The following is a 22,424-nucleotide window of genomic DNA, read 5'->3' on the forward strand; positions in this document are numbered from 1 at the left end:
CGCTGCCGATGACCCCGCTCGACCTTCCGGACGCGATCGACCGGGCCCTGGCCGGGGAGTCGATCCTCATCCTCCCGCAGGCCCGGACCGGTGACGTCACCGAGGTGGCCCCCGACTGTTGGCAGGGCCCCGGTGACGCCCCCGCGCTCGTCCTCTTCACCTCGGGGTCGACGGGGCCCGCGAAGGCCGTCGCGCTCTCCGCTCACGCCCTGACCGCCTCGGCGCGGGCCACCGAACGCTTCCTCTCCGGACCCGGCCGCTGGCACCTCACGCTGCCGGTCAACCACATCGCCGGCTTCCAGGTCGAACTCCGCGCCCGACTGGCCGGCGAGGATCCGGTGCGCGCGGCTGCGGGCCCGTTCACCGCACAAGCCTTCGCCGCGGAGGTCGCCGAGCTCGTCTCCTGCGGTGACGACCGCCCCCGCTACACCTCCCTCGTGCCCACGCAGCTGCACCGGGTCCTCGCCGACCCGGCCGCCACCTCGGCGGCGGCGACGTTCACGGCCATCCTCCTCGGCGGATCCGCGATCTCGCCCGCTCTCCTCGACGCGGCAGCGGCCGCGGACCTGCGGATCGTGCGGACGTACGGGATGTCGGAGACCGCGGGCGGCTGCGTCTACGACGGCGTCGCCTTCGACGGGGTTACCGTGACGATCACCGAGGCCGGCACGATCGACCTCACCGGACCCGTCGTCGCCGACGCCTACGTCGACGTCACAGCGGACGGGACCATCGTCCCCCGCGACTCCCCCGCCCTGACCGGCCCGGTGGGCCGGCGGACGATCCACACGAGTGATCTCGGGCACCTCGACGACGGTGTCCTCAGCGTCCTCGGCCGGGTCGACGACGTCATCGTCTCCGGTGGGGAGAACGTCTCCCCGCACGCGCTCGAGACGGCACTGCTGCCGGTGTGGCAGCCCCACGGTGTCGCCGAGGTGCTCGTCACCGCGGTCGCGGACGCGGAGTGGGGGCGGCGCATCGTCGCCCTCGTCCGCCTCGACGACGCCGCCGGTGCCGGGCAGCTGCGCGGCCTCTCCCCGACCGAACGCGGCCGGCACCTGCGCGCCCTGGCGCCCGCCGAGGCGGGGACGATGCTTCCCCGCGAGGTCATCGTCGTCGAGGAGATCCCGGCCCGCTCGATCGGCAAACCCGACCGCAGAAGGGCCGCCGAGGTGGCCGAAAGCCTGCTTGCCCGACCCCATAGTTGAATTTCGCATCAAATGATCTCTCGGTAATATGAGACGGTTCACCGAATCGCTAGGAAGGCACTCGACCCCTATGGCAACTGCCGCGCAATGGATCTCCGGAGCGCGACTGCGGACGCTGCCGCTCGCCGTCGCCCCCGTGCTCATCGGCACCGGAGCGGCGATCGGCTCGGTCGGGGGCTTCACCTCGTTCATCATCGGCGACTACTCGACGAGCGGTCCCGACGTGTCGCTGTCGTCGATCCTCTTCAAGGGCCTCCTCGCCCTCATCGTCTCGCTCTGCCTGCAGATCGGCTCGAACTTCGCCAACGACTACTCCGACGGGATCCGCGGCACCGACGATGTGCGCGTCGGTCCCGTGCGGCTGACCGCCACCGGACTGGCGGAGCCGGCGACGGTCAAGCGGGCCGCGTTCCTCTGCTTCGGCATCGCCGCGGTCGTCGGCATCGCCCTCGTGCTCATCTCCCAGGCGTGGTGGTTCCTCGTCGTCGGCGCCGCCGCGGTGGCCGCGGCGTGGTTCTACACCGGCGGGAAGCGACCGTACGGGTACATGGGCCTCGGCGAGGTGTTCGTCTTCATCTTCTTCGGGCTCGTCGCGACGCTCGGGACGATGTGGATGCAGGTGGGGACGCTGAGCCTGAGCGGATGGGCCGGCGCCGTGTCGATGGGGCTGCTCGCCTCGGCGGTGCTCATGGTCAACAACCTCCGTGACATCCCCACCGACACCGAGGCGGGCAAGATCACCCTGGCCGTGCGCCTCGGCGACCAGCGGGCACGCGTCTCCTACGCCGTGCTCGTCCTCGCACCGTTCGCGCTGCTGGCGCTCGCGATCCTCGACGGACATCCCGCAGCGGCGCTGGCGATCCTCGCGCTCGTGCCCGCGCTCTCACCGCTGAAGACGGTGCTGGGAGGCACGACGGGTGCCGGTCTCATTCCGACGATCAAGTCGACGGGACTGACGGCCCTGTGCTTCGCCGCGCTCATGGCGCTCGGGTTGGCGCTGTAGATCGGGGCGTGCCCCCAAACGCAGTCGGCCGGTGTCCCGCGGGACACGGCGACTGCGTTGGATGAGGATCAGCGCCGTTTGGCGTCGGGAGCCTCGGCATCGGTCGTGCGGTCGGGGGTCGGCGCTTTGGTTGAGCCTGCGGCGGTCTGGGTGTCAGTGGTATTCCCCGACTCTGCGGGACGCTGGGTCTCGGCGGGGTTCTGGGTCTCGGCCTTCGCCTCGGCGGCCTCAGCCGAGGAGTCAGCTGCGGACTTCTTTGCCGAGTTCGGCTTCGTCACCGATTCAGCCGTCTCGGCATCCTGGGCGGAGACGGCGTCCTGGGCGGAGACGTTCTCGTCGACGAGGGTGTCCTCGAACGACTCGTCCTGGCCCTTGCGCTTCTTCGTCTTCGCGCGCTTAGCCAGCCGGTTCTCGATGTCGCCTGCGACCTTCGCCCGCATTCCGCCGAGCACAAGGTAGCTGATGAGCGCGCCGATGAAGATCGCCGCGACGGCCATGACGAGTGTGAACCCGAGGAAGGGTTGGAGAACGAGCCCGACGGCGACGATGATTCCCAGCCGGGCGAGGGTGTAGATCCAGAAGCTGCGCATTGCACCTATTCTAGTCGGGTCTGTCTGCATGGATTCTCAGAACTCGGGCCGGCATCGGCGACGAGGACGAGGCCCGACGAAATGGCAACACTGCCTGTCGAAACCCGTCGCCCTGCGACTGAGCTGGTCTTCAGGTTAGTCGACTATCCTTGATGCATGGCTCGAGTACTCATTGCCGGGATAGTCCTAGCGGCAGCGATCACACTGTACGGACTCTTCGACTGTCTGCTGCGCGATCGGAGTCTCGTCCGAGTCCTGCCCAAGCCTGTCTGGGCGCTCATCATCCTCCTCATTCCGATCATCGGCTTCGTCCTCTGGTACATCTTCGGACGCGGTTCCGAGGCCAAGCCCGACCCGTCACCGAGGCGCAGCGGCCCGACCGCTCCCGACGACGATGAGGACTACCTCCGCCAGGTCGACCGCGAGGTCAAGCTCGGCAAGCATCGTCCCCGGGACGACGAACCCACGGACTCCGAGACCCCTCCCCCGGGTGACACCCTCGATCCCGAGGACCGCCCCGATGACCAGGAGTCCGGCGACGAGCACGGCTCGGAAGGCAGCAAGGGCGAGGGCCGCGGCCACTCGAACTGAGCACTGACGGCCTGCTCGAGAAGACGGCTGGCTCAGCCCGAACCGGTCGCAGGTCCGTGACCCGACGTAGAGTCCTTAGGCTTCCCGCGTACAACACCGCTGACGATCCTGCGGGCGAACCGAGTCTGACGGCGTGAGCAAATCACTGCGCAGATCCTCCGTTGCCGTGAGCAGGCACGCATCAGCGCGCCGTTGTTCTCCGCGCAGTCCGGTCGTTCCGGATACAGCTTCGCATCCACCCGCTTCGGTCAGAGGCTCAGTCGCAGCATGGTCTCGTGTGCGGTTCCGGTTTCGAGCGCCAGCGGCCGCCCGCCTGACCGGTGATGTTCCCCGTCGCGCGCCGACGGGCACAGCGGTCCCCGTCGCGCGGCAGACAGCGAAATGTGGTCACAGAACCGAGGGAGAAGCGCCGGATCGGCACGATCTCCTCGGTTCTGTGACCACATTCGGCACTGCACAGCAGAGGCCAGGCGGAACTGCGAAACATCCGACGCGCTGAAGACCCGGGGACGTCACTGCTCAAGGACCGATGGGCGGGACTGCACAGCAGGGGCCGCGCAACTGAGGTCAGGCGGTCAGGCCGGCGGGCGGCGCCCCACAGCGGACGTCAGGCCGTCGGCCCGATCACCGTCCGCCCACGACCGTCAGCCGAGGCCGGAGTACGAGTGCAGGCCGTTGAAGTAGACGTTGACGACGGTGAAGTTGAAGAACACCGTGGCGATGCCGATGAGGTTGAGCACGGCCACCTTCGTCGGGCCCCACCCGCGGGTCGCCCGCGCGTGGAGGTACGCGGCGTAGACGACCCAGACGACGAACGTCCAGATCTCCTTCGTGTCCCAGCCCCAGTAGCGGCTCCAGGCGACCTCGGCCCAGATGGCGCCGGCGATGAGGGTGAACGTCCACGTGATGAAGCCGACGGCCGCGATCGTGTACGAGAACCGCTCGAGCTCGGTGCTCGAGGGCAGACGGCGCATGAATCGCAGCCACTTCGGGTCCTTCGTCTCGCTCACGGTCTTGAGGATCTGGAAGACCGCGAGGATCGCCGAGATCGACAGCAGCGCCGTCGAGAGGATCGCGATCGGCACATGGATGGCGATCCAGTACGAATCGAGGGCGGGAATGAGCTGGGCGGCCGGAGTGTAGAAGACCGTGATCGCGAGACCCAGGCACAGCAGGACGCCGCCGGAGACGAACGTGCCGAGGTAGCGGATGTCCTTGCGGGTGAGCACGATGAGGTAGACGAGGACGGTGATCGCCGTGGCGGTGAGGACGTACTCCATCATGTTGCCCCACGGCACGCGCATCACCGAGAGGGTGCGGGTGATGACCGAGCCGATGTGGAGGACGACGGCGAGCACGATGAGCGACGTGCCGATGCGCGCCGCGCGGCGCCGTTTGGCATCGGAGGCCGACAGCTCCTCGCCGGTGCCGTTGTCTCCGGCGTGGTCATCAGCGCCGGGACGGTCGAGGAGCGCCGTCGCGGTCTTCCGGTTGGTGCGGCGCACCGTGCTCGACTTCGCGCCGGCCGCCACCGTGTCGGACTTCGACTTCTTCAGCTCCCGCCCCCCGAAGAGATCGAAGGCCGAGAAGATCATCGCGACCGCGTAGACGATCATCGCGGAGACGATGAGCTGATTCGACCACATCGCCAGGTCGGTGTTGACGTCCATGTATCCTCCGCACCGTGAGGGTGCTCAATTCCTTGCGTCAGTGAATCTGCGTGCCCGTCTCAGGCGCACGTCCCCGATTCTACTCCGTGTAGTACCCCAGTTTGAAGCCGCGACGACCATGCAGGCCCGCACTGCGGCCGCTCAGTCCTTCTTCTCCTCATCCTCGGCACTCTCACTGCCGAGGTCCTTCGCGAGTTCCGTCGCCGCGCGCTCGACCATCGGATCCTCACCGCGGGCCAGGGCCGCCACCTCGACCTCGCCGTCCTTGACCCGCACCCACACGCGCGCGCGGCGATGAACAGGGACAGTCCGAGTCCGAGGAGGACGAGGACGGAGCTGACGAACATGAGCAGCTGCGTCGGATCCTGCGAGATGTCGACGGCGATGAACCGCTTGACCCCGTCGAAGGTCACCGAACCGCCGTTGGGCAGCTCCTGGGTCTCCCCCGGCACGAGCTGGATGACGAGCGGGTTGCCGGCGGCATCCGTCATCTCCGTCATATTCGAGGCATCGAGGGTGTAGACCGACTGCGGCTCCCCCGAGTCGAGGCCGAGGTCGCCGGTGTACCCGCTCATCACGAGGTAGGGGTTGCGCAGCTCGGCGAAGTTCGACACGAGGTCGCCCTGCTCGTTCTGCGTGGCCGTCGGCAGCAGCACCCCGACGAAGCCCATCTGCGTGCCCGCGGCATCGGGCACCTTGATCGCACCCTCGGAGGTGTACCCGGGGTCCCCGTTCGCGGGGATGAAGACCTGCGGCCCGGACCGGACGACCTGGCCGGTCGCATCCCGCACCGTCACCTCGGGGGCGTACCCGTTGCCGGTGAGGTAGACGCCGGTGTCGGCGACGCGGATGGGCTCGTTGACCTTGAGCTGCTCGGTCTTCTCCACCCCGTCCGCCGAGGTCGTCACCGTGGCCTCGAAGGTGCGGGGCTGACCGAACTGGTTGCCCGGCGCGGCATCGTCGAAGCTCGAGGTGAACTGGTCGAGGGTGAGGCGGAACTGCGGCAGGTTGTCCGCGTTGTAGTACGTGCCCGGGTCGAACGAGTCGTAGGCGACGAGCGAATTCGTGAACGTGTCGCCTTCGACGAGGATGCGCTGCCCCTCGTAGCCGAAGAGCGACCCGATCGAGATCGTCAGCGTCGTCATGAGGATCGCGATGTGGAAGACGAGGTTGCCGGTCTCGCGCAGGTAGCCGCGTTCGGCCGCGACATGGTCGCCGTGGCGCGAGGTGCGGTACCCGAGCTTCTTCAGGCGGGCCTGCGCGGCGTCGAGGAACTCCTCATCGTCAAGCTCCCCGTCCTTGACCTCCGCCGAGGTGAACGCCACGTATCCGGGCATCCGTCCCAGCCGCCTCGGCGCCTTGGGCGGAGCCGAGCGCATCGCCTTCCAGTGCTGGGAGGTGCGCGGGACGATGCACCCGACGAGCGAGATCATGAGGAGGAGATAGACCGCGGAGAACCAGATCGACGAGTACACGTCGAACATGCCGATCGTATCGAGGAACGCTCCCCACGCCCCGTTCTCCTCGAGGAAGGTGTTGACGCGGGCCGGGTCCTGGATCCGCTGCGGGAGCAGGGAGCCGGGGATCGAGGCGAGCGCGAGGACGAGGAGGAGGATGAGGGCCACCCGCATCGTCGTCAGCTGCCGCCATGCCCACCGGCACATGCCGATGAAGCCGAGCTGCGGCTGCGTCACCTCCGACCGATCGGGCTTGCCCGCTCCCTTCGCCGAGGCGGTCCCTGCCTTCGAGGCGGCGCCGGCCTTCCCGGCAGGCGCGGCCTTCGCGCGGTCCGCGGCCGGCTGCTCCCGGCGAGGCTGCGCCTCGGCGGTGCCCGAGGTGTCGGCAGCCTGCTCGGGGGCTGCGTCCGTCGTGTTGCCAGCAGTCTTGTCTGCCACTAGATCACCACTTCAAATCCGGAGATGAGACCCTGCAGCGAGTTCATCCACTGGTTCCACAGTCCGATGGCCATGACGAAGCCGAGTGCGATGAGCATGACTCCGCCGATGCGGACGATCGTCGTCTGGTGCTCGCGCACCCAGTTCAGCCGACCGGCACCCTTGTGGATGGCGATCGCCAGGAGGATGAAGGGAATGCCGAGCCCGAGGCAGTAGACGAAGGCGAGGAACGCGCCCCGCCACAGGGTGCCGTCGGAGCCGAAGCTCAGCGACATCGTCAGCACCGCCGACAGGGTGGGGCCCACGCACGGGGCCCAGCCGATGGCGAACGTCGCCCCGAGCACGGGAGCACCCCACAGTCCCGCCTTGGGCCGGGCGTGGATGCGCCGTTCCTTCTGGAGGAAGCCGAACGCGCCCATGAACACCAGTCCGGCGATCATCACCCCGACACCGAGGATGCGGATGAGGATGTCCTGGAACTGGGAGAACATCGCCCCGAGGGCGGAGAAGCCCGTGCCGAGGATGACGAAGACGACGGTGAAGCCGAGCACGAAGAGCGTGATGCCCGTGATCACCCGCCACGTCGCCTTGTCTCGCAGCGACGAGCCGCTCAGGCCCGTGACGTAGCCGACGTAGCCGGGCACGAGCGGCAGCACGCACGGGGAGACGAAAGAGACGAGCCCGGCGAGTGCCGCGGCCCCGGCTGCGAGCAGGAGGGGACCACTGAGCACCGCCTGGGCGAACTCCGCCCCGATGCCGCTCACTCCGCCTGCACGTCCTCGATGAGTCCCTGCAGGGTCGACTTGTCGACGGCGCCGACGACACGGCCGCGGCCCGTCCCTGCGCGTCGAGGATGACGGTCGAGGGCGTCGCCTGCGGGGGCAGGACGCCCGAGAGCAGGGCGACCATGTCGCCGTTCGTGTCGAGCATGTTCGGGTAGGGGATCTGGTAGTTCGAGATGAAGGCGTTGGCCTCCGCCGCCTGGTCACGGACGTTGACGCCGATGAACTGGGCGGAGTCGCCGAACTCCTCGGAGACCTCCTTGAGGTCGGGGGCCTCGACGCGGCACGGCGGGCACGCCGCATACCAGAGGTTGATGACGACCGGGGTCGGCCGCATATCGGCGAGCGAGAGCTGCGAGCCGTCGAGGGTCTCGAAGGTCAGGTCGAGGGGTTCGCCGCGATCCTTGACCGCGACCTGGGAGACGACGCCGGAACCCGAGACGTAGCCCTGGTCGGAGCCCGCCTGTGCGGCGAGCTCATCGTTCTGGGTGCATGCGCTGAGGACGACTGCCGTGCCGGCGATGATGCCCGTGAGGACCGCCCGGCGACCGTACTGTCCGTTGCCGCCGATCATGCTCCCGCCACCGCGTGGCCCGGCTGCAGATCCGCGCAGAGATTCTCATAGCTCACGGACACCAGTGTGGACTTCTCAAATGTGAAACTCGTGACAGACGCGAGCGCGCACTCCCGTTTGCGCGGGTCATGGGCCAGCGGTCGCCCTTCGCCGGCCAGGCGCGCCATCCAGATCGGCAGCTGGTGGGAGACGATGACGCCGCTCGCCTCGGGCCCGTGTCCCTCGAGGCGGGCGCGCAGGCTCGCCATCGCCGCCTGCGTGCGCAGGGCGATCTGGCGGTACGGCTCACCCCACGAGGGCACCAGCGGGTTGTAGAGGCGCACGAGGTTCCGCGGCTGCGCGAGCGTGCGGGCGTTCATCGTCTGCCCTTCGAAGGAGTTCGCCGCCTCGATGACGCGGTCGTCGGTGAAGACGGGCATGTCGAGGTTCTCCGCCAGGGGCGCGATCGTCTGTTGCGCGCGCAGCAGCGGTGAGGCCACAAGCGCGTCGGGGGCATTGTCCTCCTGCGCGAAGTGCTCGCCGACCCGGCGGGCCATCTCATGCCCGCGCTCGGTCAGCCCGAAGCCGGGGATCCGGCCGTAGAGGATGCCCTCGGGGTTGTCGACTTCGCCGTGGCGGACGAGGTGGATCGTGGTCATCGGCTCGACTCTCCGTTCGCATCGGGGACGGCGGCAGCGGCCTTCGCAGCCGCCGGCAGCGCTGCGATGATCCGCTCGAGGATCTCATCGGTGTGGGCGTAGGAGAGGAACCACGCCTCGAATGCGCTCGGCGGCATGTGGATGCCCGAGTCGAGCATCGCATTGAAGAACGCGGAGTACCGGTCGACGTTCTGCGCGCGGGCATCGTCGTAGTCGACGACCTCGCCGTCGGTGAAGAAGACGGAGAACATCGAGTTCGCCGACTGGATCGTGTGCGCGACCCCTTCGGCCTCGAGCGCCGAGGCGACGGCGGGCCGGAGGATGTCCGCTGCCCGCCCGAGGTGCGAGTAGACGTCGAGCTCGGTCGTGAGCTTGAGCGTGGCGAGTCCGGCGGCGGTGGCGACGGGATTGCCCGAGAGCGTGCCCGCCTGGTAGACGGGTCCGGCGGGGGCGAGGTGGGCCATGACGTCGGCGCGACCGCCGAACGCCGCGGCCGGGAACCCGCCGCCCATGACCTTGCCGAAGGTGAAGAGATCGGCGGGCCCGTGCGGGTAGCCCAGGGTCTCGGACTCGTAGCCGTACCAGCCGGCGGCGGAGACGCGGAAGCCGGTCATCACCTCGTCGCTGATCATCAGCGCCCCGTGGGCCTTCGTGAGTTCGCGGATCGTGTTCGTGAAGCCGTCGCGCGGGGGCACGACCCCCATGTTGCCGGGGCTCGCCTCGGTGATGACGCAGGCGATCGACTCGCCGTGCTCGGCGAAGACCGCCCGCAGCGCCTCAGCGTCGTTGTAGGCGACGACGATCGTGTCCTCGGCCTGCGCCCCGGTGACCCCCGGGGTGTCGGGCAGGGAGAACGTCGCGAGCCCCGAACCGGCCTGGGCGAGCAGGGAGTCGACGTGACCGTGGTAGTTGCCGGCGAACTTCACGACCTTGTTCCGGCCGGTGTAGCCGCGGGCGAGGCGGATCGCGCTCATCGTCGCCTCGGTGCCCGACGAGACGAGGCGCACCTCGTCGACGGGGTCGATGCGGGAGACGATCTCCTCGGCGAGTTCGACCTCGCCGACCGACGGGGTGCCGAACGAGAAGCCCTTGACCGCGGCCTCCTGGACGGCGGCGACGACCTCGGGGCGGGAGTGGCCCATGATCATCGGACCCCACGACCCGATGAGGTCGATGTAGTCGTTGCCGTCGGCGTCGCGCAGCCACGCCCCGGTCGCCGAGGTGATGAAGCGCGGGGTCCCGCCGACCGCCCGGAACGCCCTGACCGGGGAGTTCACTCCGCCGGGGATGACGCGCTCCGCCCGTGCGAAGAGGGCGGCCGAGTTCTGGGTGGGTGAGGCGTCGGTCATGAGTTCTCCTTCGCGGTGAGGTGGCGGGCGACCTTGCCGAACGCGACGCCGAGCGTCGCCATCTCCTCAGGGGTGAGGAGGTCGACGAGGTTGCTGCGCACGCTCTCGACATGGGTGGGGGCGGCGGCGACGAGGAGGTCCCAGCCGGCGTCGGTCATCGCACAGTTGACGCCGCGGCCGTCCTCGGGGATCGGGCAGCGCGACAGCAGGCCCTTCTTCTCCATCCGGGCGACGCTGTGGGTCAGGCGCGAGCGCGACATCGTCGTGTCCGAGGCGAGCAGGGCCATGCGCATCGATCGTCCCTCGTGTTCGCTCAGCCGCACGAGGATCTCGTATTCGGGCAGGCCGATGCCGAAGTTCTCCCGCAGATCGGCCTCGAGCTTCGCCCCGAGCAGGGAGCTGCCGGTGAGGTAGGAGCGCCAGGCGCGCTGGTCCGGCGGGGACAGCCAACGTGTCTCGCTCATCGCCGACCTCCGCTCAGCCACCGGCTGACCTCGGTCGCCCAGTACGTGAGGATCGCATCGGCGCCGGCCCGTTTGAACGCGATGAGGGACTCCTCGATCGCGCGGTCGCGGTCGATGGCCCCGGCGGCGGCCGCGAATTCGATCATCGCGTACTCCCCCGACACCTGGTACGTCCACACGGGCACCGGGGACTCCGCGGCCACCTCGGCGAGGACGTCGAGATAGGGCAGGCCGGGTTTGACCATGACGATGTCCGCGCCCTCGGCGAGGTCGAGGTCGAGTTCGTGCATCGCCTCGCGCCCGTTCGCCGGATCCTGCTGGTAGGTCTTGCGGTCCCCGACGAGCTCGGAGTCGACGGCTTCGCGGAAAGGTCCGTAGAACGCCGAGGCGTACTTCGCGGTGTAGCCCATGACGACGACGTCGGTGAAGCCGTGGTCGTCGAGCGCCTCCCGGCACACGCCGACCTGTCCGTCCATCATGCCTGAGAGCCCGAGGACGTGGGCACCGGCGCGGGCCTGCGCGACGGCCATCGAAGCGTATCGTTCGAGCGTCGCATCGTTGTCGACGCGGCCGGCCTCGTCGAGCACGCCGCAGTGGCCGTGCGAGGTGAACTCGTCGAGGCAGAGGTCGGCCATGATGACGGTGTCGTCGCCGAACTCGTCGCGCAGCATCCGCAGCGCCCGGTTGAGGATGCCCTCGGGGTCATCGGCGGCCGAGCCGCGTTCGTCGCGGACGGTGGGGATGCCGAAGAGCATGAGTCCCCCGACGCCGGCGTCGACGGCCTCGCGGGCGGCCTCCCGCAGCGACGTCAGCGTGTGCTGGACGACGCCGGGCATCCCGGTCAGCGGCGCGGGCTCCTCGAGTGACTCCTTGACGAACATCGGCAGGATGAGGTCGGCGGGGGTGAGGTGGACCTCGGAGACGAGGCGGCGGAGGGCCGCGGTCGACCGCAGGCGACGGGGACGGACGATGGGAGCCATGTCAGGCCTTCTTTCTGCGACGCTTCTGGCTGGGGCGCACCGGGGTGACCCCGGCGGTGAGGTCTGCCTCGCGCATGCGCGTGGCGTACGCGACGAGACCGTCGATGAGTGAGGTGAGGTTCGCTTCCTCCGCGAGGACGTCGACCCGCAGGCCGTGCTCCTCCGCGGTGTTCGCCGTGGCCGGGCCGATGCAGCAGATCACCGAGGTGGCTGCCGGCTTCCCGGCGATCCCGACGAGGTTGCGCACGGTCGAGGACGAGGTGAAGAGGAACGCGTCGAAGTCACCGGCCTTGATCGCCTCGCGGATCGGCGCCGGCGGCGGGGAGGCGCGCACGGTGCGGTAGGCGGTGACGTCGTCGACGTCCCAGCCCTTCTCGAGCAGTCCGGCCACGAGCACCTCGGTGGCGATGTCGGCACGCGGCAGGAGGACGGTGTTCATCGGGTCGATGTCGTCGACGTAGTCCGGCCACGCCGCGGCCAGACCCCGGGCCGAGTGCTCGCCGTCGGGGATGAGGTCGGGGGTGATGCCCCAGTCGGTCAGCGCCGCGGCGGTGCGACCGCCGACGGCGGCGACCTTGACCCCGGACAGGGAGCGGGCGTCGAGACCGAAGTCCTCGAACCACATGCGCACGGCGCGCACCGCGTTGACGGAGGTGAAGCCCACCCATTCGTAGGAGCCGTCGACGAGTCCGCGGATCGCCTTCTCCATCTGCGTCGGCGTGCGCGGGGGCTGCACGGCGATCGTCGGGACGACGGTGCCGACGGCGCCGAGTTCGGCGAGCGCCTCGGCCGTCGACGTGCCCTGCTCCTTCGTCCGGGGAATGAGCACCTGCCAGCCGAAGAGCGGCTTCGTCTCGAACCACGCGAGCTCGCCGCGGGAGTCGACGCCCTGGCCCATGATGACGACGAGGCGGTCCCCGGCATTGCGGCACAGCCCCGGGGCCTGCCCGAGGGTGGTCTCGACGCTCGTCTGCTCGGTCGTCGAGATGCCCCAGCCCAGCAGCACCTTCGTCTCCGCGTCCCAGCCGTCGTCGAGCAGGGCCCGGAAGGCCTCCTCGACCTGCGCGGCGGTGCCGGTGAGCACGTGCGTGGTGTTGCGGTGCTTGGAGACGTCGACGTGGGTCTGCGGTCCGGCTTCGATGAAGCGCACCGAGCGGACCCGGTTCGTCGTCAGCGCGGTGCCGGTGTAGGCGGCGGTCGCCGCGGAGAGACCGACCCCGGGCACGATCTCGACGTCGATGCCCGCCTTGCGGCACACGGCCGCCTCGGTGGTCGTCGTCGTGAAGAGGAGACCGTCGTCGGAACTCAGCCGCACCACGGTCTTGTCGGGGCGGGCGAGCTCGGCGAGCCGGCGGCCGCGGGTCGAGGGCGACTGGCCGAGTTCGGCGGCGTCGATGACCTCGGCGGCCTGCGGGACGTAGGCGGTGACGATCTCGGAGTGGACGTGGGCGTCGTAGACGACGAGCGCGGCGTCGGCGAGGATGTCGGCGCCGCGGGCGGTCATCAGTCCCGCCTCACCGGGACCGGAGCCGATGAAGACGACGCGCGGGCCCACCGGCAGGAGCCGCCGGGGCTGGACCTGGCCGGTGCCCTGGGTCTCAGGCTGCTCGCTCATGACTGTCCTTCGGACCGGGACCGGGCGGCGGCCTTGACCGGGGTGAGGTGGTCGGCGGAGCGCGCGGGGTCGATGTCGAGGCGGCGCAGCAGATCCTCGGCCGCGGCGGTGCCGAGTTCGTCGGCGACCCGGGCGATCTCCTTGCCGGCGATCGGCAGGGCGTGATCGTCGCGGGAGCTGAGATCGGCGTCGTCGATGAGCGGCAGCGGCGCGCTCATGTGGGTGCGGGCGATTCTCCCGTCGTCGTCGGCCATCATCGCCGCGACGACGAGCTGCGTCCCGGTGATCGTCGCCAGGGCCCCGATCGGAGCCGAGCAGCCGGCCTCGGCGCGGGAGAGGATCGCCCGTTCGCACGTCACGGCGAGGTCGGTCGCCTCGTCGTGGAGTCGGCGCAGGGCCGCGCGGATCTCGACGTCACCGGCCATCAGAGCCTCGTCCTGCGTGTACGGGCTGTCGGCTCCGCGCGTCTCCACCGCGAGCGCCCCCTGGCCGGGAGCGGGAAGCATGGTGTCGAAGTCGAGGAGGTCGGTCGCCTCGGCGAGCCGCCCGATCCGACGGACACCGGCGGCGGCGAGGACGACGGCGTCGAGGCGGCCGTCGCGGACGTGGGCGATGCGGGTGTCGACGTTGCCGCGGACCCCGCGCACCTCGATGTCGGGGCGGGCGGCGCGCAGCTGGACGGCGCGCGCGGCGACCCGGTGCCGACGACGCTGCCGGCGGGCAGCTGGGCGAGGCTGAGGCCGTCACGGCCGATGAGGACGTCGGCGGGATCGACGCGCGGCGGAATGGCCGCGAGCTGGATGCCCGGCTCCGGGGTCGTCGGGAGGTCCTTGAGCGAGTGGACGGCGATGTCGATCTGGCCCTGGTGCAGGGCCTGCCGGACGGCGGAGACGAAGACGCCGGTGCCGCCGAAGCCCGCGAGCGGGGACATGTTGACGTCGCCTTCGGTGACGACCTCGACGATCTCGACGCGCCAGCCGGTCAGGGCCGCGATCTGGTGGGCGATCGCCGTCGACTGCGAGCGGGCGAGCTGGGAGCGCCGGGTGCCCAGGCGCACCGTGCGGCCCGTCGGGTGCTCGGGTTCGACGACGTCGAGGGTGTGGTCGGCGACCGGCCGGAGACCGTCGGCCTCGATGTGGTCGGGGCTCGCGGCCTTGGCGACCTTCGCCTCCGGGGTCGGCACGGCGTGCGGGGTCTTGATCGTCGGCAGGTCGAAGAGCTGGATGAGCGCCTGCGCGTAGTCGACGTCGGAGTCGGAGACCGCGAGCTCCTTGACCTTGACCGTCGGGGTGTGGATGAGCTTCTCCGCGACCCGGTGGAGGGACTTGCGGACCTCGGCGAAGACCTTGTCGTCGACGTGGTCGCCGATCTTGCGCTGCAGGCGCTCGGTCTCCGCGGCGAGCACGTCCTTGGCGTGGGTGCGCAGCGCGGTGACCGTGGGGGCCACCGCCCGCTCCTTGGCGCCGGACTCGAGCTTCTCCGTCTCCTCGGCGATGATCGCGCGCACCGCTTCGACGGTCTCGACGACGGCGGCGTCGCGCTGGTTCGACGAGGTCGACAGCAGCTTCCGGATGTCGCCGAGTCCGAAGAGGGCGACGTGTTCGAACTCGCGCACGCTCGGATCGATGTCGTGGGGCAGGGCGAGGTCGACGAACGCCTTGTTCGCCGCGCTCTTGGAGTTCTGCGAGAGACCGGCGACGATGTCGTCGCGGGTGACGACGACGCCGCGGGCGCCGGTGGAGGAGACGATGAGGTCGGCGTCGGCGATCTCCTCGGCGAGCGACCGGGGGGTGAGCTCGCGGGCCCGACCGCCCACCTCGGCGATGAGGCGCTCCGCCTTCTCCAGGGTCCGGTTGAGCACGGTGATGTGGTTGACGCCCTCTCGGTGGAGGGTCGCGACGACGAGGCCTGACATCGCGCCGGCGCCGATGACGAGCGCGTTCGCGGCGTGCAGCGGCCCGATGTGGGCCTGGGAGGCTTCGAGGGCGGCGCCGAAGAGGGAGCGGGCGACCTCGTCGAGTCCGGTCTCCGAGTGGGCGCGCTTGCCCACCCGCAGGCTCTGCTGCAGGGCGTGGGAGAGGTCGGAGGTCAGGGCTCCGGCGCTCATCGAATCGGTGAACGTCGAGCGCAGCTGGCCGAGTATCTGGGCTTCGCCGATCGCCATCGAGTCGAGCCCGCACGCGACCTTGAGGAGGTGGCCGAGCGCCTGGTTGTCGTAGTGGGCGTAGAAGTGCCCGGCGATGTCCTGCCAGTCGCGTCCGATCGAGGACACGAGCGCGTTGCCGAGGTCGGCGAGTCCCCCGTGGAAGGCGGAGACGTCGGCGATGAGCTCAAGCCGGTTGCACGTCGAGAGGACGGCGAGTCCGTCGACGCTCGCCCCGTCGAGGGCGTCGGTGCGCAGACGGTCGACGTCGTCGGCCCCGAACGCGAGCGCGTCGAGCATGTCGATCGGCGCCGACTGGTGGGAGATGCCGAGAACCAAGAGAGTCAATTGCTGTGCTCCTCCACTGGAGTGGCCGTAGCCGTTTCGAGCGCCGAGTAGTACGCGAGGACCTGGAGCTCACTGGCCAGGTCGACCTGCTGGACCCGCACGGTCTCCGGGGTGTCGAGCACGGTGGGCGCGAAGTTGAGTATGCCGCGGACTCCCGCCTCGGCGGCGATGCGGGCGGCCGCGGGCGCGCGGAGGCGGGCACGGCCATGACGACGAGGTCGATGGGGTCGGCCCACGTGGCGAGGTCGGCGATCGCGGAGACGGTGAGATCGCCGATCGTCGTGCCGACCTTGCCCTCGTCGCTGTCGAAGATCGCCGTCAGGCGCAGACCGCGCCGCTGGAAGCCGGCATAGTCGGCCAGAGCCGAGCCGAGGCGTCCGGCGCCGATGATCGCGACGTTCTGCGCCCGGTCGAGGCCGAGGAACGATCGCAGGGTCGCGGCGAGGTCCTGCGCCGAGTAGCCGACCCCGCGGCGTCCGGAGCGGCCGAGCTGGGAGAGATCCTTGCGCAGGATCGCGGGAGACACGCCGCTCTGGGCCGCCAGGGTCTCCGAGGAGACAGTGGTCTGGCCGATCGCGGCGATCGTCTCGACCGCCTGCAGGTAGATCGGGAGTCGAGAGATGACGCGCTCGGGGACGTCCTTGCGAACGACACCCTCGATGCTGCCGGCGGAGAGAATCTCGCTCACGTGAACGTGTCACTCCTTCAATCTGCTCGTGCTGCCTCAGGCCTGCGAACCGGTTGGGCGCCTCAGGCGCCCAGCGCGGTCAGGGCCTGCGACAGCCTGTCCCGGTCGACCCGGTGGAAGCTGTGCTGTCGTCCTTCGAGGAGCACCACGGGAACATCCCAGCCGTACTGCGCGGCCAGATCCTCATCGGTGTCGATGTCGATCTCGGTGACGGTGACGTCCCGGCCGGCCACCACCTCGGCGATGGTCGCCTGCGCGGTCTCGCAGAGATGGCATCCGGCGCGCGTGAGGAAGGTCAGTCCGACCACGGCACACTCCTGAGTCGAAGGTGACAACAAACCCCGCCGAAATGGGATTCGAGCGGGGGCGTAGGACCGTGCGGTCTTACTTCTTGTTGCGACGCTGGTGACGAGTCTTGCGAAGCAGCTTGCGGTGCTTCTTCTTCGACATACGCTTCCGGCGCTTCTTGATGACTGAGCCCACGCGGGTACCCCTTGTGATCGTCGGTGGAGGTGAACGTCAGGTGCCCACCCTTTGAACTAACCGTGCAATTCTATCGCCCCGGCCCGTTCTTTCCCAAAACTGTGTCGAGATCCACAGCGGGGCCTCAACTGTGCCCGGCAGGGCGCGGATCAGTCGAAGTACGGGTCGAGACCGAAGAACGGGAAGAGGTTCTTCCGGGTGCCCATGACCGCGCGGTCGAGCTCGGATTCCGGGTCGAAGCCGTGCGACCACGGGGTGAACGTCCCGTCGAAGCCGTCGGTCATCGACAGCGGGGCCTCGCGTCCGGTCTTCGTCTGCGCGTAGTGGGCCCAGCGGCCGGGGATCCGGGCGGTTGGGTCGAGGTCGGCGTCGGCGGCGATCGCGATGAGGTTCGTCCATGCGCGGGGGACGACGTCGATGATCGCGTAGCCCCCTCCCCCGGTCGAGAGCCACCGGCCCTCGGCGTGCTCCTCGGCGAGCGCCCGGACGCGTTCGGTCGCCACCCGCATCCCGTCGACGGACAGGCGCATGTGGGTGAGCGGGTCCATCCGGTGCCCGTCGCATCCGTGCTGGGAGACGATGATCTGCGGGGAGAACGCGGCGATGAGCGCAGGCACGGTGCCGTCGAAGGCCCGCAGCCAGTCCTCGTCGGTCGTCCGCGGGGGCAGGGCGATGTTCGCCGCCGAGGCGGCCGCGCGCAGTCCCCCGATGTCGGCCGGGTAGCCGGTGCCCGGGAAGAGGTACTTCCCGGACTCGTGGATGGAGATCGTCAGCACGCGCGGGTCGTCCCAGAAGAGCTGCTCGACGCCGTCGCCGTGGTGAGCGTCGAGATCGATGTAGGCGATGCGCTCGTATCCCGCGTCGAGGAATTCGTTGATCGCCCCGGCGACGTCGTTGTAGACGCAGAACCCGCTCGCCTTGTCGGCCATCGCGTGGTGCATGCCGCCGGAGAAGTTCACCGCCCGCCGGTAGTCGCCGGAGATGATCGCGCGGGCGGCGTCGACGGAGCCCTGGAAGAGCATCGCCGAGGCGGCGTGCATGTTCTCGAACACGGGGACGTCGTCGGTGCCCAGACCGTGGCGCTCGGCGACCTCGGGGTCGGCGCCTTCGGGGCTGCCGGCGGCCTTGACCGCGGCGATGTAGTCGTCGTCGTGGACGCGGGAGAGGGCCGCCTCGTCGAGGTCGCCGATCGGGTTGACGTGGACGTGGGGGGCGTCGAAGAGCTCGAAGTCGATCGCGAGCTTCGCGGTGAGGTCGAGCCTCAGGGGGTGCATGGGATGGCTGGGACCGAAGTTGTACCCGGTCACCGCCTCGTCCCAGACGACATAGACATCGCTATCGGCCATGGGCCAATGCTATATGGCGCGGCTCACTTCCGGAGATTCGCCCCGGTCCGTCCTACCATGGAGGTTGTGTCCATGAATTCTCCGCAGCGCCTCGACCGATTTCTGCGTCCGGGGCGCTGGGTCCGCGACTTCGTCGATGACATCGCCGTCGCCTCGCCGGCCCGCCTGGCGATCGTCTCGTTCATCGCCGTCGTGGCAGTCTTCGCCCTCCTCCTCATGCTCCCGGCGAGCATGCGCGAACCCGGGTCGGTCTCGACCTCGGAGCACATCGCCAACGCGATCTTCGTCGCCGTCTCCGCCGTCTGCGTGACCGGACTGACCCCGGTCGTCACCGAGGACTACTGGTCGGACTTCGGCATCTCCGTCATCACCGCCGGCATCCAGGTCGGCGGTCTCGGCATCCTCACCCTCGCCTCGCTGCTGGGCATGGCGGTCTCGCGGCGGCTGGGGGTCCGGCAGCGCCTCATCGCCCAGCAGGCCACCTCGGCGCTCAATCTGGGTCAGGTCGGCACCCTCCTCAAGACGGTGTTCATCACCATCCTCACCGCCGAGGCGGTGCTCGCGGTCCTCCTCTTCCCCCGCTTCCTCATGCGCGGCGACAGCGTCGGGGACTCGCTGTGGTACTCCGTGTTCTACGCGATCTCCGCGTTCAACAACGCCGGCTTCACGATCCACCCGGGCGGGGCCGCCTACTTCGCGGAGGACCCGTGGATCCTCTCGCTCATCATGATCGGCGTGTTCGTCGGGGCGCTCGGGTTCCCCGTCGTGCTGATGATCGCGATGAACTGGAACAAGCCGAGCAAATGGGACCTGCACACGAAGCTCACGCTGACGACGACGACGATCGTCCTCGCCGTCGGGTTCCTCTTCCTCCTCCTCTTCGAGTCGGCGAATCCGGCGACGCTCGGGGACAAGAACGCCGGCCACACCTTCGTCGAGGTCCTCTTCATGGCGGTGATGCCGCGCTCGGGCGGGTTCGCGACGATGGAGATCGCCGACATGAGCCAGGCCTCGCACCTGCTCATGGACGTCATGATGTTCATCGGCGGCGGGTCGTCGTCGACGGCCGGCGGCATCAAGGTCACGACCGTCGCCGTCCTCTTCCTCGCCGCCTTCGCCGAGGCGCGCGGTCTCGCCGAGGTCAACGTCTTCAACCGCCGGCTGACCGCCTCGACGATCAAGCTCTCGATCTCCGTCCTCCTCACCGGCGCCGCGATCGTCTTCGTCGGCACGCTCGTCATGCTCCAGATCACCGATGAGCCGCTCGACCGGGTGCTCTTCGAGGTGATCTCCGCGTTCGGCACCGTGGGCTTGAGCGCCGGGGTGTCCGCCTCGGCGTCGGAACCGGCGCTGTACTGTCTGTCCGTGCTCATGCTCATCGGACGCCTCGGTACGATTACACTGGCCGCAGCCCTGTCGATGCAGGACTCCGTGCGCCTCTACCGCTACCCCGAAGAAAGGCCCGTCGTTGGCTAACGAGAACTCCGCAATCCTCGTCATCGGACTCGGACGCTTCGGGTCGGCGACCGCGGTCACGCTCACCCGTCTGGGGCGTGAGGTCATGGCGATCGAGCACAACCCGGAGCTCGTCAAGGACTGGAGCGGAAAGCTCACCCACGTCGTCGAGGCCGATTCGACGAACATCGACGCCCTCCGCCAGGTCGGTGCCGCGGACTTCCAGACCGCGGTCGTCGGCATCGGCACGTCGATCGAGGCGAGCGTGCTGACGACGGCGAACCTCGTCGACCTCGGGGTCGCGCAGGTCTGGGCGAAGGCGATCTCGCCCGCCCACGGCAAGATCCTCCACCGCATCGGCGCCCACCATGTGCTCTACCCGGAGTCCGATGCCGGCATCCGCGTCGCGCACCTCGTGAGCTCCCGGATGATGGAGTACATCGAGTTCGACGAGGGCCACTTCGCGGTGGTGAAGATGCGTCCCCCGCGGGAGATCCAGGGCTTCACCCTCGCCGAGGCGAAGGTCCGCGAGAAGTACGGCGTGACGATCGTCGGCATCAAGAGCCCCGGCCGCGACTTCACCTACGCCGAACCGACGACCCGCGTCGGCAAACAGGACCTCCTCATCGTCGCCGGCAACGTCGAACTCCTCAGCCGCTTCGCCGGGCGGCCGTAGGGGGCGGGGCTGGTGGCAACGGTTGCGTGCCGGGTGGCGCTGGCTGCCTGAAACGGTGGCGGCGTCGGTTGCCGTCGACCATTCGACGGGTGGCGCTGCCATCGACTGCTCTGCGCGGCGGTGCCGGTGACGAAACGTCATTCTGCCTGCCAAAAGCACTGGCGCGGGCGAGAAATTTCGCGGCTTCCGCAATTGTCTGCCAAAAGTGAAATTGCGCGGGAACTAGTCGAGCACGTCAGGATTTCTGGCCGACACAACCTATGCGACAACGCGTGTCGCACCGCGGACGATCGGCGCCTGTCACACGACACCGACACCCGATCTCGCGTTCACCGGCCTGTGGACAACGTGTCCCTATTCGCCCCTGTTTCGGCTATTCCACGGCGCACGGAATGCGCTTCGCATTCTGATCGTTGCGCAATTCCTCACTCCTGTAAGCCGCGCGTTCCGCTCTGTGAAGGGGAATTGCGACTGCAGATGGGATTTCGGCCCCAAGCGACTGGGTGGCATAGGAGGGAGTATCACAAGGTCCGGACTTCAGCGCATTCTCCTGTGGACGCCCGAACGCTGTCCACAGCCTGAAAATCCACCCTTGTCGTGAGAGCGGAGAGGCGCAACCCTGATGCGCATGTACAACGTCGTTCGCACCGCCCAGCTCAGAGCCGCCGGATTGACCAGTCCGCTCGTCAAGGAGGCGCAGTCCTGCTGCCTCACCAAACTGTCATTCGGCGTCTACACGATCGTGCGGCGCTGTGCCGAACCCCGCCATGCGCGGATCCGAACGCTCATCACCGATGACGAGTGGATCCAGCGCAACGACGACCGTCGACAGGGTTCCCTTGCTGACGACCCGGAGTTCGCCGTGCTGATGGGAAAGATTCGGATCTCGTCGTATCCGCATTTCGGCGCCGAGGATGTGCTCATCGGGGTGTCATCCGCGGTCTTCCACAACCTCCCCCTCTACCGGCCGCACCTCAACCGCATCGTCGTCGCCCACCCGTCGGCGCGCCATCGGGGTCCGCTGCTCACCCGCGTCGCCCGCACAGTCCCCGTTGGCGACACCGTAACGATCGGCAAGCTGATTCTCACCAGCCCTGCGCGAGCCGCCCTCGAACTCATCCCGCAGATGGGCGAGTCCGCGGCACTGGCCGCCTTGGACACGGTCGTCCGCCAGGCAGTCTTCGGTTCGGACAACGCCGCCGACGCGGCCGCGCGGTTCGGCTATCCGCCGGACATCGCCGACCGCAGCCAACAGGTCATCGACACGATTCTGCGACCCACCGCCGAGCGCATGACCACCCACCGTTCGCGGGCGATCCGACTCGTCGACCAGGTCAGCGCGCTGTCCGAGAGCTACGCCGAGAGCCGCGGTCGGCACAACTTCCTCATCCTTCGCATCGAGGGGTTCGAACCCCAGGTGGTGGTCTGGGACGGCGATCGGTTCGTCGCCCGCGTCGATTTCATGCACCGTGAAGCGAAAGTCATCGTCCTCATCGACGGTGTCTCGAAGTACGTCGACCACGGCTTTGCGCTGATGAAGAAGGAGACCGAGCAGCAGAACCGGCTGACCGCGCTCGGCTACACCGTCATCCGCGTGAATTTCCAGGAGGTCCTCGACCTCGAGGCCTTCGCGACCAAACTGTTCGGGCAATGTCCCGCGCTGCGCAGCTTCGTCACCCGATGACCGCCGCAGTCCAGCGGCGCGGCACGTCGAGCCCGGAGGCGACACACCCCAGGTGACGGCCAAAGATCGAATTGCCCATCGACTGGTTGCCTGCAGATTCACTTCTCGCCGACAGAGGGCGCGTGTCGCCGAGGCAGTGCGAACGTCTCGCCCGCGCGTGCACTTTCGGCCTGCATGACGACGTTGAGTGCGCCGGAGCACTTCTGCGAGGCCGAGCCACCGACCAGCGACGCCAGCGCGCC

General features: G+C 68.9%; 20 protein-coding genes and 3 pseudogenes. 6 read left to right on the forward strand and 17 right to left on the reverse strand.

The annotated features are described in order from the left end of the window. Positions 1-8: 8 nt before the first annotated feature. Positions 9-1,208, forward strand: a complete 1,200-nt coding sequence (locus AC2W7K_RS07460) for an AMP-binding protein (protein WP_486005949.1) — start codon at positions 9-11, stop codon at positions 1,206-1,208. Between the two features lie 70 nt (positions 1,209-1,278). Further along, positions 1,279-2,211, forward strand: a complete 933-nt coding sequence (locus tag AC2W7K_RS07465) for a 1,4-dihydroxy-2-naphthoate polyprenyltransferase (protein WP_486005950.1) — start codon at positions 1,279-1,281, stop codon at positions 2,209-2,211. Positions 2,212-2,279: 68 nt separating this feature from the next. Here AC2W7K_RS07465 and AC2W7K_RS07470 read toward each other — a convergent pair whose 3' ends face one another. Further along, positions 2,280-2,801 carry a DUF4229 domain-containing protein gene (locus AC2W7K_RS07470; protein WP_232623864.1) on the reverse strand — a complete coding sequence of 174 codons (522 nt, stop codon included), beginning with the start codon at positions 2,799-2,801 and terminating at the stop codon, positions 2,280-2,282. A 156-nt stretch (positions 2,802-2,957) separates the two neighbouring features. On the opposite strand from AC2W7K_RS07470, the gene AC2W7K_RS07475 reads away from it, so the two are divergent. Then, on the forward strand, positions 2,958-3,392 hold the full coding sequence (locus tag AC2W7K_RS07475) for a PLDc N-terminal domain-containing protein (RefSeq protein WP_140955509.1): 435 nt from the start codon (positions 2,958-2,960) through the stop codon (positions 3,390-3,392). A gap of 644 nt (positions 3,393-4,036) precedes the next feature. Here AC2W7K_RS07475 and ccsB read toward each other — a convergent pair. The 16 genes and pseudogenes from ccsB to AC2W7K_RS07555 form a co-directional block, all read right to left on the reverse strand. Further along, the gene (gene ccsB / locus AC2W7K_RS07480; protein ID WP_140955508.1) at positions 4,037-5,062 is read right to left on the reverse strand and encodes a c-type cytochrome biogenesis protein CcsB; all 1,026 of its coding nucleotides are present in this window, start codon (positions 5,060-5,062) and stop codon (positions 4,037-4,039) included. A 59-nt stretch (positions 5,063-5,121) separates the two neighbouring features. Further along, positions 5,122-6,957 carry a cytochrome c biogenesis protein ResB gene (resB, locus tag AC2W7K_RS07485; RefSeq protein WP_486005951.1) on the reverse strand — a complete coding sequence of 612 codons (1,836 nt, stop codon included), beginning with the start codon at positions 6,955-6,957 and terminating at the stop codon, positions 5,122-5,124. After that, positions 6,957-7,712 (reverse strand): cytochrome c biogenesis CcdA family protein, encoded by a 756-nt coding sequence (locus AC2W7K_RS07490; protein WP_137825380.1) that lies wholly within the window; start codon positions 7,710-7,712, stop codon positions 6,957-6,959. The genes resB and AC2W7K_RS07490 overlap by 1 nt, the downstream gene beginning before the upstream one ends. A gap of 121 nt (positions 7,713-7,833) precedes the next feature. After that, positions 7,834-8,313 (reverse strand): annotated as a pseudogene (locus tag AC2W7K_RS07495) (TlpA family protein disulfide reductase); the annotation flags it as partial. Then, a complete protein-coding gene (locus tag AC2W7K_RS07500) occupies positions 8,310-8,951 on the reverse strand; it encodes a histidine phosphatase family protein (RefSeq protein ID WP_137825363.1) in 642 nt (213 codons plus the stop codon). The pseudogene AC2W7K_RS07495 and the gene AC2W7K_RS07500, both read right to left, overlap by 4 nt. Then, positions 8,948-10,300, reverse strand: coding sequence for a glutamate-1-semialdehyde 2,1-aminomutase (hemL, locus tag AC2W7K_RS07505; RefSeq protein ID WP_198500759.1), 1,353 nt, complete (start codon positions 10,298-10,300; stop codon positions 8,948-8,950). The genes AC2W7K_RS07500 and hemL overlap by 4 nt, the downstream gene beginning before the upstream one ends. Then, a complete protein-coding gene (locus AC2W7K_RS07510; protein WP_137825361.1) occupies positions 10,297-10,764 on the reverse strand; it encodes a MarR family winged helix-turn-helix transcriptional regulator in 468 nt (155 codons plus the stop codon). The genes hemL and AC2W7K_RS07510 overlap by 4 nt, the downstream gene beginning before the upstream one ends. Next, positions 10,761-11,744 carry a porphobilinogen synthase gene (hemB, locus tag AC2W7K_RS07515; RefSeq protein ID WP_137825360.1) on the reverse strand — a complete coding sequence of 328 codons (984 nt, stop codon included), beginning with the start codon at positions 11,742-11,744 and terminating at the stop codon, positions 10,761-10,763. The genes AC2W7K_RS07510 and hemB overlap by 4 nt, the downstream gene beginning before the upstream one ends. Position 11,745: 1 nt before the next feature. Continuing rightward, complete coding sequence (locus AC2W7K_RS07520; RefSeq protein ID WP_137825359.1) at positions 11,746-13,359, reverse strand: bifunctional uroporphyrinogen-III C-methyltransferase/uroporphyrinogen-III synthase; 1,614 nt, start codon at positions 13,357-13,359, stop codon at positions 11,746-11,748. After that, the gene (locus AC2W7K_RS07525; RefSeq protein ID WP_486005971.1) at positions 13,356-13,784 is read right to left on the reverse strand and encodes a hypothetical protein; all 429 of its coding nucleotides are present in this window, start codon (positions 13,782-13,784) and stop codon (positions 13,356-13,358) included. Before AC2W7K_RS07525 ends, AC2W7K_RS07520 begins: the two co-directional genes overlap by 4 nt. Positions 13,785-13,868: 84 nt before the next feature. After that, positions 13,869-15,802: pseudogene (gene hemA, locus AC2W7K_RS07530) on the reverse strand (glutamyl-tRNA reductase); the annotation flags it as partial. 44 nt (positions 15,803-15,846) lie between these two features. Further along, positions 15,847-16,086 (reverse strand): hypothetical protein, encoded by a 240-nt coding sequence (locus AC2W7K_RS07535; RefSeq protein ID WP_486005972.1) that lies wholly within the window; start codon positions 16,084-16,086, stop codon positions 15,847-15,849. An 11-nt stretch (positions 16,087-16,097) separates the two neighbouring features. Next, positions 16,098-16,538: pseudogene (locus AC2W7K_RS07540) on the reverse strand (redox-sensing transcriptional repressor Rex); the annotation flags it as partial. 62 nt (positions 16,539-16,600) lie between these two features. Next, positions 16,601-16,846 (reverse strand): glutaredoxin family protein, encoded by a 246-nt coding sequence (locus AC2W7K_RS07545; RefSeq protein ID WP_198500757.1) that lies wholly within the window; start codon positions 16,844-16,846, stop codon positions 16,601-16,603. Between the two features lie 76 nt (positions 16,847-16,922). Further along, complete coding sequence (locus AC2W7K_RS07550) at positions 16,923-17,021, reverse strand: 30S ribosomal protein bS22 (RefSeq protein ID WP_005504750.1); 99 nt, start codon at positions 17,019-17,021, stop codon at positions 16,923-16,925. A gap of 149 nt (positions 17,022-17,170) precedes the next feature. Beyond that, the gene (locus AC2W7K_RS07555; RefSeq protein WP_198500756.1) at positions 17,171-18,367 is read right to left on the reverse strand and encodes an acetoin utilization protein AcuC; all 1,197 of its coding nucleotides are present in this window, start codon (positions 18,365-18,367) and stop codon (positions 17,171-17,173) included. Between the two features lie 72 nt (positions 18,368-18,439). Between AC2W7K_RS07555 and AC2W7K_RS07560 the strand changes: the two genes are divergently transcribed. From AC2W7K_RS07560 to AC2W7K_RS07570, 3 genes are all read left to right on the forward strand, one after another. Next, entirely contained in the window at positions 18,440-19,843 is a 1,404-nt protein-coding gene (locus AC2W7K_RS07560; protein ID WP_232623861.1) for a TrkH family potassium uptake protein, read from the forward strand. Next, entirely contained in the window at positions 19,836-20,498 is a 663-nt protein-coding gene (locus tag AC2W7K_RS07565; protein ID WP_198500755.1) for a potassium channel family protein, read from the forward strand. The genes AC2W7K_RS07560 and AC2W7K_RS07565 overlap by 8 nt, the downstream gene beginning before the upstream one ends. A 628-nt stretch (positions 20,499-21,126) precedes the next feature. Next, positions 21,127-22,182, forward strand: coding sequence for a DUF559 domain-containing protein (locus AC2W7K_RS07570; RefSeq protein ID WP_486005952.1), 1,056 nt, complete (start codon positions 21,127-21,129; stop codon positions 22,180-22,182). Positions 22,183-22,424: the final 242 nt, after the last annotated feature.

Source organism: Brevibacterium sp. LAARM2_SD2 (assembly GCF_057364785.1).

Coding starts and splice junctions, on each gene's coding strand:
- AC2W7K_RS07510 (WP_137825361.1), bottom strand. CDS start 10,764: ATGAGCGAGACACGTTGGCTGTCCCCGCCGGACCAGCGCGCCTGGCGC.
- AC2W7K_RS07560 (WP_232623861.1), top strand. CDS start 18,440: ATGAATTCTCCGCAGCGCCTCGACCGATTTCTGCGTCCGGGGCGCTGG.
- AC2W7K_RS07475 (WP_140955509.1), top strand. CDS start 2,958: ATGGCTCGAGTACTCATTGCCGGGATAGTCCTAGCGGCAGCGATCACA.
- hemB (WP_137825360.1), bottom strand. CDS start 11,744: ATGGCTCCCATCGTCCGTCCCCGTCGCCTGCGGTCGACCGCGGCCCTC.
- AC2W7K_RS07525 (WP_486005971.1), bottom strand. CDS start 13,784: ATGGCCGGTGACGTCGAGATCCGCGCGGCCCTGCGCCGACTCCACGAC.
- AC2W7K_RS07465 (WP_486005950.1), top strand. CDS start 1,279: ATGGCAACTGCCGCGCAATGGATCTCCGGAGCGCGACTGCGGACGCTG.
- hemL (WP_198500759.1), bottom strand. CDS start 10,300: ATGACCGACGCCTCACCCACCCAGAACTCGGCCGCCCTCTTCGCACGG.
- AC2W7K_RS07460 (WP_486005949.1), top strand. CDS start 9: ATGACCCCGCTCGACCTTCCGGACGCGATCGACCGGGCCCTGGCCGGG.
- AC2W7K_RS07470 (WP_232623864.1), bottom strand. CDS start 2,801: ATGCGCAGCTTCTGGATCTACACCCTCGCCCGGCTGGGAATCATCGTC.
- AC2W7K_RS07570 (WP_486005952.1), top strand. CDS start 21,127: ATGTACAACGTCGTTCGCACCGCCCAGCTCAGAGCCGCCGGATTGACC.
- AC2W7K_RS07520 (WP_137825359.1), bottom strand. CDS start 13,359: ATGAGCGAGCAGCCTGAGACCCAGGGCACCGGCCAGGTCCAGCCCCGG.
- AC2W7K_RS07500 (WP_137825363.1), bottom strand. CDS start 8,951: ATGACCACGATCCACCTCGTCCGCCACGGCGAAGTCGACAACCCCGAG.
- ccsB (WP_140955508.1), bottom strand. CDS start 5,062: ATGGACGTCAACACCGACCTGGCGATGTGGTCGAATCAGCTCATCGTC.
- AC2W7K_RS07555 (WP_198500756.1), bottom strand. CDS start 18,367: ATGGCCGATAGCGATGTCTATGTCGTCTGGGACGAGGCGGTGACCGGG.